We start from the raw sequence: 11,003 nt of genomic DNA, 5'->3' as shown, positions 1-11,003 counted from the left end.
AATGGGTGGGCAAAATTCGCAGAACTCTTTGGCGAGACATGTTTGGGTGATACCTCGCTTCTTCAAATGCTCCTTGATGAGGTTGATATGCTCTTTCTGTCCCATCGAATGATAGTTTATCTTGGTTTTGACTACAAAGTTATGAACTTATAATGAATAAAACGAAGAAAAACGGAACTTTCACGCTAATGAAAATAATTTTCCAACGAGGGGACACAAAAAGTAATCTCTTTAACAATCAATGATGATTAAAGAACAACGTCGTAGAGTCAACCGGCAAGTGCAAAATTAAGCTATTCTTTTGAAGAACTCAGCTTTTGGTGTTTCAAACTTTAATTTTTTCCTGGGTCTACTGTTGATTTTCTTTTGTATACTCGCAATCTTTTTATCTGTAACTTCATCGAAGTTGGTGTGCTTTGGAATATACTGTCTGATGAGTTTATTTGTATTTTCTATAGCTCCCTTTTGCCATAAGGCATAAGGATCGGCGAAATAGACGACTGCTCCCAAATATTTCGTAATCAGCTTGTGTGCCGCAAATTCAGGACCATTGTCAGTGGTAATGGTCTTGACGTGTTTCTTGTAGGGCAGAAGCAGCCGTCTGACCTCCTTGGCCAATGACTCTGCTTTCTTCCCATGAGCAAGTTTGGTCATGAAGAGCATGTTTGTGGAACGCTCCACGATTGTGAGTATGGCGTGGTTGTACCTATCCACAATCAAATCCATCTCAAAATCCCCAAAGCGTTTTCCCTCCGCCTGCTCGGGACGCGAGTGAATGCTCGTTCTATCAGTTATGGGGAAAGGCTTGCGTTTGAGTCGGCGCCTATATTTGAGCTTGTGACGGGTATGGCGCGCCAATTCTCCGCTTGTATCAGCATGAATCATGTTGTAGATGCTTTGATGTGATACTCTGACGCCTTCCTTCTTCAATACGCCCGATATTTGTCGCGGTGACCATTGTTCTTCTATGATGAGTTGTTTGATTCTCCACACCAATTCGGGAGGAACTTCTCGCTCCTACTCGCAAGGTGAGACACTCCCTTTCGAGTAGGAGCGTTTTTATGTCACACTTTCCACCACTTTGCTGGACGAAAAGAAGCTTAAGGGTCAAACTCTCTTGTAGGACAATTCAAATTCTCTTATAAGACAATTTCAATTTTCTTATAAGACAATTTTAATTCTCTTATAAGACAATTTCGGTCTTCATAGGAGGAAGATGGATCATCGGTGTATTCAAACAAAAAACGCCACAGCGAAGTTGAGCTGTGGCGTTTTGTGGAGCTATACGAAGGTGGAGAAGCGGCAGGGAGGTCGCATGCGGCTTGAGGCTTACTCTTTGAAGAAGAGGTTGTGCATGCCCGGGAGGGTGTCGGGGTCAACGTAGCTTTCGATGTGGCGCTTGCGTTTGTCCTCCAATATCTCGTCGACGGCAATGAGGATGCAGGTCTCTTCGACCTTGCCGAAGTCTTCGTTGATGGCGGTGCCGAACACGCGCATCGTGGGTGAAAGATTCATGTAGGCATTGACGAGCGGAGGGATGTTGAAGCCGCGCTCGCGCACCGCCTTGTTGAGCACTTTGTAGTCGGCGCGGAAGTCGTCTTCCACAAAGAGGCGGCGGAGTTCGTCTTCGGGCATTTCAGGGAGGATGGGATGCACAGCAGTGACCAGTCCGTCGCGGTCGCCGAAGTGTCGTTTGAGGAAGTGCAGTATCATGTCGCGCGCTTGGCGGTCGAAGGAGGGATACATGGTCATCTTCCCAAAGAAGTATTTCAGACCGGGGATGACGACGGTGAGCGCACCCAGTCCGTCCCAAAGGTTGTCGAGGGCGTAGAGGCTCTTAGCCAGATTGCGCGTACTTTGGTATTCGAGGGTGACGAAAGATCGCCCGAGTTCGACGGTCTGCGGAAGAAAGTTTTCGATGAAGTTGTCGGAAAACTGAAACATGTGGCCCGTGGCCAGACGTGGCTGCCCATTGTCTTGGAAGCGGATGTCGCTCGGGGGGAGGAAACGATAGCCTCCCAGGATTTCTTCGGCATCGGGATTCCAGACGATGAGCTGATAGTAGGGGTGCTCGCAGGTGTCGAACTCATCGAGGTCGAGAGGAAGTCCTGTGCCTCCCCCGGCAGCGCGGAAGGCGATTTCGCGCAAGCGCCCGATTTCGCGCATCACGTTGGGGGCGTTGTGATGGGTGATGATGTAAATCTCGTTGCCGGCCTTGTTGGTTTGGCGCAGTTTGAGTTCGGGAGTGAGTTCGGCTTTGAGCAAAGCCCGACTGATGGGAGCGATGATTTCTTGCATAAGGCTTAGAGGGGTGCAGCCGAGGAGGGCTGAGGTAGGTCGTAGACTTGTTGGCGCACGGCGGCAGCCCATTGTGCGGGTGTCTTTTCGGCCGTGAAACTCTGCCAGGGGATGGGGCATCCGATGTGGATGACAAAGGTGTGGCCCTGCTTTTTGTAGAGTTCGTCCACAAGGTAGAGCATGGCAATGTTGAACTTGATGCCCAGCCATTTGGAGAGGTTGGCCAGCCGATAGAAAAAGGCGGAATTGCGCCCGCTGAAGTGGATGGGGATGACGTCGCGCTGCGTCTCGATGCTTTTGCTGACAAACGTTTTCTTCCAAGCGACGTCTTGAATCCGCCCATCGATTTGGCGCGAGCACAAGCCGGCGGGAAACAAAATGATGTGGTGGTCGCCGCGGAAGGCTGTGTCGACCATGCGCGGAAAGTCTCGCCCGTTGCGGCCCGTCTTGTTGATGGGAATGAAGAGGGGGGCGAGTCCGGTGAGGTTCATCAGTAGATCGTTGGCCAAAAAGCGGATGCGCCCCTCGTAGTGACGCCCCAAGACCGCGCCTAAGACAATGCCATCAGGCCCTCCGATGGGGTGATTGGAGACAAAGGTGAAACATCGTCCATCGGCATCACTCGGCAACTTCTCCAGTCCGTGCACTTCTATGTTGAGGCGCAGATATTGCATGCAATCCTCCATCCAGCGCACCCCTTCCGTTTCGCCTTCGCGCAGAATGAATTCGTTGAGCCATTCTTGGTGAATAATGCGCTTGAGGTAGTTGATCAAAAAGCGGGGAACAAAGCGAGCCTTGCCCCCCATCTTGTTGCGCAACACTTGTTCGATGTCGATGATTTTGGGTTGTGCCATTTGAATAAAACTCTGTAGAACGTTAAGGATATAAACGTTTTCGCTCTATTTTGGCTGCAAAAGTAACGATTATTTCACAACCAACCGCCTCGTTGTCGTCCTTTTTTGCACTTCGATTTTGAAAGTACGGAGCTGTCGATTTGCCAAAAGCGCAAACCCATTTGGAGAGAGCAAAGGGGCAGAAGGCTAAGTAGGTGTTCAAAATCAATTGAAACAAAGATGGTGTCGAAGTAGAGAACACTCTACGCAGAAGATTGTCACGATTAATTTTGAAGACCTACTTACAAAAAACTTTCGCCCAACTTCACCTGCACCTCGGTGGTGAGGTGGCGGGGACGTGAGGCATCGTCGTTGGGCGTGATGAGCAGCATGTTACCTTCCAGCGCCACCAAATAGTCGTTCAGCCCGCGCACCACCGCCCCCACACCTTCGGGGAGGCAGATAAGGGTGTTTTGCGTGGCTTGAAACACCACGCCCGCACCGCCAATCCGAGCATTGCCGTCGACATCGCCTTCGAGCGCCTCTTTCATCACCGGCCAAGAACCCACATCGCGCCATCCGAAGGTGCACTCCTGCACCACGGCAGGCACATCGCCTTCCAGCGCCACAGCATCGAGGGTGCGAAACTCCGCCGCCGGATAGCAGCGAGCAATCAGGGCCTGCTCCTCCTCGCGAGTCGACACCATAACATCGGCGTGCACCAATCCCGGAATCAAGCGTTCAAACTCCCGACACATCGTGCCGACCGCCCAAAGAAACAGGCCGGTGTTCCAAAGAAATTCGCCACTCTCCACGAAGGTGCGCGCAAACTCGAGGGGAGGCTTTTCCGTGAACGACTTCACCTGATAGCGATGTCCCGCAAGAGACTCTCCTTTCTGGATGTAGCCATAGGCCGTCATGGGGGTCGCGGCCTTGACACTCATCGCCAGGAATTGCCGACTTTCGCGCACAAAGTCAAGCCCTTCGGCAATCTCTCGCGCAAAGGCGACCTCGCCCGTGATGAGTTGGTCGGCCGGTGTGGTCACGATGCAGGCTTCGTTGTCGCGCTGGGCGATGTGCCAGGAGGCCCATGCCGCCGCCGGCCCCGTGGAGAGCTGCACCGGCTCGATGAGGATTTGCTCGTCGGTGAGCATCGGGAGCTGATCGCGCACCAACTGTTCGTAGTTGGCAAAGGTGGAGATGTAGATGTTCTGCGGGGGGAGAATGGCAGCGAAGCGATCGTAGGTGAGCTGCAGCAAGGTACGGCCCACTCCGAAGAAGTCGATGAATTGTTTGGGGCGTTGTTCGCGGCTCGCCGGCCACAGTCTCCGTCCGACGCCACCGGCCAAGATGATGCAATAGTCGTGCGTTCTCATAGTCGAAACTTTGTTTTGTGCAATAAACAATGGGCAACGTTCTGCCTGAGCAGTGTTTTTAGTCCTCATGGAGCAATACCACCGTTTTTATAGAAAAGTCTTTCTCTCCCGATAGGAAGGACGGTCGTAGAGCTATATTTTGCTATGCGAAGATACGGAAAGAACGAAGAATAAGCAATACTATTGCCCGAGAAATGCAGAAAACAGCAACTTTTCCGAATGAGAGCAAGATTTCTCGCCGGAAGGTTTGGTCGGTTTCAAAAATACGTGTATCTTTGCACCCACAAACCGCAACTCAATGCACACCCAATGCTCCGATGGCGGAATCGGTAGACGCGTCGGTCTCAAACACCGATAGGGAAACCTGTGCCGGTTCGACCCCGGCTCGGAGTACAGCGACAGACTGGCAATCACCACGATTGTCGGTCTGTCTTTTTTTACTTCGACTGATGAGAAGACAAGCTTCCGTAGATTCGGGGGCAGTCTTAAGCCCCAGTTGCAAGCCCCTCTTTCCTCAAGCACATAAGTAGATCGGTAGATGTTGAGAATTAGTTTATATCAGATAGCCTGTAATTGGAAGAGGGCTTTCGCCACGGCAAGAGCCATGCATATCGTATGCGTTGCCGTGTCCTCCTATTGAAATCCCAAGGCTTGACCTCCAAAGAGGTCGGTGTGCAAACGGAAATGACACACATCTCGGTCACCCATGGTTGAAACGCTTCGAGGTGGAGGGCATCAAGGGGCTGAAGACACGTCCCGGACGAGGTCGAAAACCGCTCATGGACCATTCGGATGAGGAAAGCGGTACGCAGAGCCATTGAAAACAATTGGCAAAACGTGAAGAAAGCCAAGGAAGCCCGGCAACAAGCTTCGGGAAAGGAAGCGACTGAAAACACTTTCAGGGCTTTTTATCCGCATTGGCGCGAGATAAGGGTACTATCGACTATCGTAGAAGAGTTGAATCAGCTGAATTTATTATCTAACGAGGAAATACTTTTGTTATTTTCGCAAATTCTTCATAACCAGAATAAAAACTACAGTGAAAGTGAAAGCTACCACACGCGATAAGGTATCCCTTGTTTTTATTGTGCTATTTTTTGTTTCTCTCGGAGTCTCAGCACAAGAGCATTATTTTTATGGTGGCGTCTTTGATGCAGCAACGAGAATTATTGTGGATAGTGTTAAGGTGACCTTGTTCTCGGAGGATGGAGTCGCCCAAGACTCTATGGTGACGGATAAGAATGTCAAAGTGGGCTACGATAATGCAACATGGTACTTCTCGTGTGGTAAGCATGTACCGAAAGGGAAGTTGCTATTCTCTGCGGTTGGGTATGAGGAGCATGAGATAGAGTTGCCTGCGATTAGTTTTAAGTCAAGAGAAACTATGCGCCAAATGCCCAACGTCTATTTGCGAAGAAAACCGAAAGAGAAAGTGTTGGGAGAGGCGGTAGTACAGGCGACAAAAATCAAGTTTTATCATAAAGGCGACACGCTTGTGTTTAATGCCGATGCCTTTGAGGTAGGCGAAGGGTCGATGCTCGATGCACTTATTCGGCAGTTGCCCGGGGTAGAGTTGAAAAAGGGCGGAGAAATCTTTGTCAATGGCAGGCGCGTGGAGGATCTACTGCTGAACGGACAGAAATTCTTTGGAGAGGACCGCAGCCTAATACTGGACAATTTGCCGGCATACACGGTGAAGCGCGTGCAGGTCTTGGAAAAAAGTACAGAACTGAGCCGTCGTATGGGCAAGGAAGCCGAGAAAAAAATCTTTACGATGGACGTTCGGCTGAAGAAAGCGTATAGTGTCGGTTGGCTGGGGCATCTTCTAGGAGGAGTCGGCACGCATAATCGCAAAGTGGGGCAACTCTTTGCGATACGCTTCACGCCTCATTCGCGACTCTCGGTGTATGGCAATGCGAACAATATCAGCGACGAACACAAGCCTGGGGAAAACGAGGACTGGACGCCAAATGACCTTTCTGACTACCAAGTGACGACTAAGAAAGGTGGATTTGATTACCTTTTCACCCATCCCGAAGAGCGCTACAAGGTCTATGGAAACACGCAGGTACTCTCGCAAAAGAGTTTTGCGGAACAACAAGAGACGGGCATTTCCTTTGTGGCAGACGGCAGTCTGTGGAAGTACAAAACCTTGGAGGACCACCAACGTGACTTTGGCGTAACCACACAGAACACTTGGGAATTTCATCCTTGGAAACACACGTGGACATGGCTGAGCCTCAATGCATCGTATCAGGACATGAAGAAGCAGGGCGCGAACTTGCAAGGGCTTTTTTCGCAATCTCCCTTTACGCAGTTGGGCCTCACGGACAGTCTTCGTGTGCTGTCGCCACATGCCACCTGGGGACAATCGCTTTTGCACCGACTCACATCGGAGTATTTGAATAAGCGTAAGGCGTTTGTGGGGAGTGCTTCCTTCAGTCTGCAGCGGCGAGTGTGGGGCAATGACATGATTTTGGCGAACAGTTCGATATCGTATTCGCAAGAAAGGAGCAAGGATTTTCTGAATCGTTCGGTCGTCTATCCCCATTCACAGACGGTGGCTAGCAATTTTGACCGACTTTTCAGTAAAATGGATCCCTCCTCGAGTCTTTCGGCAGAGGGCGGTGCAACCTATATGGCGTGGATGAACGCTGCCTTGCTTTTTACCGCAGATTATAGTCTCCGATATAGTAGGACACGTCAGGATTTCCGACATTATTTGCTGAGCAGAGTGGCAGGCTGGGGCGAAAACACTCGCCGTGAGATTGGGACTTTGCCCTCCGAGGTAGAGTATTTGAAGCATATTGACCGACAGAATTCTTTTGAACTGTGTTCGCACGCTGTGTGGCACAATTTGGCGTTGAATTTGAAGTACGAGACCTCCCTATGGTATGTGTTGCTGAAATTCCCCTTCACGCGAGAGCATATTGATTTCAAATACGCGCGAGGAGGATTCGATGGAAGGATTCGGAAGAACTATCTTTTCTTTGTCCCAGAAATTGACCTCCGCCGCCGCTGGGATGAGGGAAATAGTTATGTAAATTTCAAGTATAGCCACAGCGCCCAACAGCCCACGACCACCGACTTGATCGAGGAGGACAATACGCTCGACCCGTTGAACATCATGAAGGGAAACAGTGCCTTGAAGCCGGAGCATACACACAACTTGGAGGCGGAATTGCAATGGAAGCCGAGGGAAGATAATACGACCTATAGCCTTAACTCCTCTTTGAGTTGGGAGTGCAATAGCATTGGCTACGCGTCGGTCTACAATCGGCACACGGGCGTCACGGTCTATACGCCTCGCAATGTGGATGGCAATTGCAACTGGGACATCAAACTGACGCACTCGCGCTTCCTAGACAAGAAGCAGCAGCTGAGTTTGGAAATCACGTCCTATCTTATGCTGAATCGAGGAGTAGATTATCTTGGAGCATCGAACACAGTCCCCTTACGAAGCGTTGTGCATACGCTTTGGACGACCTCCGATATCGAATTAGGCTACAACCATAAGAATTTTTCTTTAACGCTTCTCGGTGGTGGTGGCTTTAACCAAGCAACAAGTAAGCGTGCAGATTTTACAGCCGTCCGCGTTGGAGAGTTCCACTATGGTTTCACGCTGAAATCTCCTCGCCTATGGAATTTTCAGCTTTCTACGGATTTGAAAATGTATAGTCGGCGTGGGTATGAAAATCCTGCGGCGAATACCAATGAACTCATCTGGAATGCGCGTTTACACCGTGAGTTGAGTAAGCGGTGGAGCGTAGAATTGGAAGGTTTTGATATCTTGCGCCGTTTAAGCAATACGACACAGACCATCAATAGTCAGGGACACGTTGAAACCTTCAAGAATGTGATTCCCGCTTACTTTATGCTGAAATGTCGCTTACAACTAACTAAAAAGGGTAGTATTAAGTAGACGCGTCGTCGTACTTTCAAAATCGAAGTGCAACAAATCATTCGTTTTTTTCATAGGTCCGAATCTATGAAAAACACCGCGGGTTTGCCTCGCGGCCGGGGCGCGCAGCCCCGAAGAGCGATACCGACAATACAAAAAAGAGTCCCCTTTTGAGGACTCTTGGAGATTAATTATCTTTGTATTGCTATGTACAAACAACTAACCTCAGAGCAAAGAAAATGCCCAAGAAAAGAGATTGCACGTATCGTGGGGACCAGTCAATCCACGCTTTCTCGTGAATTAAGACGCAACAGTACTCGGTCGGGCAAGTACATTTGGTTCAAGGCGCACGACAAGGCAATGGAGCGTCGCAAGCGTTCCACACGCAATGCAGCCCTTGCTCCCGAATTGGTGTGGAGAATCAAACAACTCATCATAGAAGAACAATGGTCACCGCGACAAATATCGGGCGTATTGAAGAAGGAAGGCGTCAGAGTCTCACATCAAAGCATCTACAACATGATTCATGCCGATGCAAGCGGGGAATTGGCGCGCCACACCCGTCACAAACTCAAATATAGGCGCCGACCCAAACGCAGGCCTTTCCCCATAGCCGACAGAACGAGCATTCACTCGCGTCCCGAGCAGGCGGACGGAAAACACTTTGGGGATTTTGAGATGGATTTGATTGTGGATGGACACAACCACGCCATACTCACGATCGTGGAGCGTTCCACAAACATGCTCTTCATGACCAAACTTGCCCATGGGAAGAAGGCAGAGCCCTTGGTTAAGGAGGTCAGACGGCTGCTTCTGCCCTACAAGAAATATATCAAGACCATTACCACTGACAATGGTCCTGAATTTGCGCCACACAAGCTGATTACGAAATATTTAGGAGCGGTCGTCTATTTCGCCGATCCTTATGCCTCATGGCAAAAGGGGGCGATAGAAAATACAAATAAACTCATCAGACAGTATATTCCAAAGCACACCAACTTCGATGAAGTTACAGATAAAAAGATTGCGAGCATACAAAAGAAAATCAACAGCAGACCTAGGAAAAAATTAAAGTTTGAGACACCAAAAGCAGAGTTCTTCAAAAGAATAGCTTAATTTTGCACTTGCCGGTTGACTCGACCTCTCTCATTTACAGAACTTGTTCACATGCAAAATGCGTTGAGAAAGAAAAGTTTCTTTCTCAACGCATTTTGCATGTGGATGAGGTAGAGACAGCGATTATTTCAACACGCCCAGCTCACGGCCCACCTTGATGAAGGCTTCGATGCAGCGGTCGAGATGAGCGCGCTCGTGGCCGGCAGAGATTTGCACACGGATGCGCGCTTGGTCCTTCGGCACAACGGGGTAGTAGAAGCCCGTCACGTAGATGCCCTCCTCTTGGAGTTTGGCAGCGTAGACCTGCGAGAGTTTGGCATCGTAGAGCATCACCGCGCAAATGGCACTTTGGGTGGGCTTGATGTCAAATCCTGCTTCGAGCATCCGGGTGCGGAAGTACTCGACATTGGTCACGAGACGGTCGTGGATTTCGTTGCTCTCGTCGAGCATTTTGAAGGTCTCGATGGCCGCTCCCACCACCGAGGGAGGAATGGAGTTGGAAAAGAGGTAGGGGCGGCTGCGCTGACGCAGCATGTCGATGATTTCCTTGCGACCAGTGGTAAATCCGCCCACTGCACCACCGAAGGCTTTGCCGAGCGTACCGGTGTAGAGGTCTACGCGGTCGTAGGTGTTGAAGAACTCGGAAACGCCACGGCCAGTCTTGCCTACAACACCGGCCGAATGACTTTCGTCGACCATGACCAAGGCATCGTACTTTTCGGCCAGGTCACAAATCTTGTCGATGGGCGCCACGTTGCCATCCATCGAAAAGACGCCATCGGTCACGATGATGCGGAAGCGCTGCTCTTGCGCTGCCTTCAGTTGATCTTCGAGGTCGGCCATGTCGGCGTTGGCATAGCGGTAGCGCTTGGCCTTGCACAGGCGCACGCCGTCGATGATGGAGGCGTGGTTGAGGGCATCGCTGATGATGGCATCTTCGGCCGTGAGCAAGGGCTCGAACACACCGCCGTTGGCATCGAAGCAGGCGGCATAGAGGATGGTGTCTTCTGTCTTGAAGAAGTCGGCGATGGAGGCTTCGAGCTGCTTGTGCAGGTCCTGCGTGCCGCAGATAAATCGCACCGACGACATCCCATAGCCGCGCGTATCCATCGCGTCTTTGGCCGCCTGAATGAGCCGCGGGTGGTTGGACAAGCCCAAATAGTTGTTGGCGCAGAAGTTGAGCACCTTCTGGTGACCTACTGTGATTTCTGCCTGCTGAGGGCTTGTGATGAGACGCTCGTTTTTGTAAAGCCCGGCTTCGCGAATGGCCGCAAGCTCAGCTTGTAGATGTTGCTGAAATTTGCCGTACATGAGGTGATGTTTTTTATTAGTTTTGTCAAGGTGGTTGTCTGAATGAACGTGCCGGATTTCAATTTTCGAAAAGGAAATCCCAGGGAAAAGAATGCCACAGAAGGTAAGTGTAGGTATTCAAAATTAATCGTAGCTATTTTAATCGTAAGAAGTTCTCTACTTTGATGC

The 11,003-nt window shown here is 50.4% G+C and carries 8 protein-coding genes, 1 tRNA gene and 1 pseudogene; 4 read left to right on the top strand and 6 right to left on the bottom strand.

From position 1 onward, the window contains the following. Positions 1-24: 24 nt before the first annotated feature. The 5 genes and pseudogenes from H8527_RS09815 to H8527_RS01340 all read right to left on the bottom strand — a co-directional run. A pseudogene (locus H8527_RS09815) lies at positions 25-105 on the bottom strand (transcriptional regulator); the annotation flags it as partial. A gap of 183 nt (positions 106-288) precedes the next feature. After that, positions 289-996 (bottom strand): IS30 family transposase, encoded by a 708-nt coding sequence (locus H8527_RS01355; protein ID WP_187544974.1) that lies wholly within the window; start codon positions 994-996, stop codon positions 289-291. Positions 997-1,329: 333 nt separating this feature from the next. Then, positions 1,330-2,298: a GNAT family N-acetyltransferase gene (locus tag H8527_RS01350; RefSeq protein ID WP_187544972.1), complete on the bottom strand. Its 969-nt coding sequence runs from the start codon at positions 2,296-2,298 to the stop codon at positions 1,330-1,332. Between the two features lie 5 nt (positions 2,299-2,303). After that, positions 2,304-3,152, bottom strand: a complete 849-nt coding sequence (locus H8527_RS01345) for a 1-acyl-sn-glycerol-3-phosphate acyltransferase (RefSeq protein ID WP_187544970.1) — start codon at positions 3,150-3,152, stop codon at positions 2,304-2,306. 281 nt (positions 3,153-3,433) lie between these two features. Next, positions 3,434-4,507 (bottom strand): mannose-1-phosphate guanylyltransferase, encoded by a 1,074-nt coding sequence (locus H8527_RS01340; RefSeq protein WP_187544968.1) that lies wholly within the window; start codon positions 4,505-4,507, stop codon positions 3,434-3,436. Between the two features lie 311 nt (positions 4,508-4,818). Between H8527_RS01340 and H8527_RS01335 the strand changes: the two genes are divergently transcribed. From H8527_RS01335 to H8527_RS01320, 4 genes are all read left to right on the top strand, one after another. After that, positions 4,819-4,900, top strand: a tRNA-Leu gene (locus tag H8527_RS01335). 444 nt (positions 4,901-5,344) lie between these two features. Continuing rightward, positions 5,345-5,575 carry a hypothetical protein gene (locus H8527_RS09810; protein ID WP_255498482.1) on the top strand — a complete coding sequence of 77 codons (231 nt, stop codon included), beginning with the start codon at positions 5,345-5,347 and terminating at the stop codon, positions 5,573-5,575. A gap of 103 nt (positions 5,576-5,678) precedes the next feature. Then, on the top strand, positions 5,679-8,429 hold the full coding sequence (locus H8527_RS09985; protein ID WP_187544966.1) for an outer membrane beta-barrel protein: 2,751 nt from the start codon (positions 5,679-5,681) through the stop codon (positions 8,427-8,429). Positions 8,430-8,615: 186 nt separating this feature from the next. Then, positions 8,616-9,524 carry an IS30 family transposase gene (locus H8527_RS01320; RefSeq protein WP_187544964.1) on the top strand — a complete coding sequence of 303 codons (909 nt, stop codon included), beginning with the start codon at positions 8,616-8,618 and terminating at the stop codon, positions 9,522-9,524. 123 nt (positions 9,525-9,647) lie between these two features. Here H8527_RS01320 and kbl read toward each other — a convergent pair whose 3' ends face one another. Continuing rightward, positions 9,648-10,835, bottom strand: a complete 1,188-nt coding sequence (kbl, locus tag H8527_RS01315; protein WP_187544962.1) for a glycine C-acetyltransferase — start codon at positions 10,833-10,835, stop codon at positions 9,648-9,650. Positions 10,836-11,003 lie beyond the last annotated feature (168 nt).

Source organism: Alloprevotella sp. Lung230, assembly GCF_014385435.1.
Lineage (GTDB): Bacteria > Bacteroidota > Bacteroidia > Bacteroidales > Bacteroidaceae > Alloprevotella.
The sequence above is the reverse complement of the archived record's forward strand: the minus strand, read 5'-3'. Positions and strand labels throughout refer to the sequence as shown.

What these genes read in the sequence shown, in the direction of transcription:
- H8527_RS01340 (WP_187544968.1), bottom strand. Translation starts at nt 4,507, where the DNA reads ATGAGAACGCACGACTATTGCATCATCTTGGCCGGTGGCGTCGGACGG.
- H8527_RS01320 (WP_187544964.1), top strand. Translation starts at nt 8,616, where the DNA reads ATGTACAAACAACTAACCTCAGAGCAAAGAAAATGCCCAAGAAAAGAG.
- H8527_RS01345 (WP_187544970.1), bottom strand. Translation starts at nt 3,152, where the DNA reads ATGGCACAACCCAAAATCATCGACATCGAACAAGTGTTGCGCAACAAG.
- H8527_RS01350 (WP_187544972.1), bottom strand. Translation starts at nt 2,298, where the DNA reads ATGCAAGAAATCATCGCTCCCATCAGTCGGGCTTTGCTCAAAGCCGAA.
- kbl (WP_187544962.1), bottom strand. Translation starts at nt 10,835, where the DNA reads ATGTACGGCAAATTTCAGCAACATCTACAAGCTGAGCTTGCGGCCATT.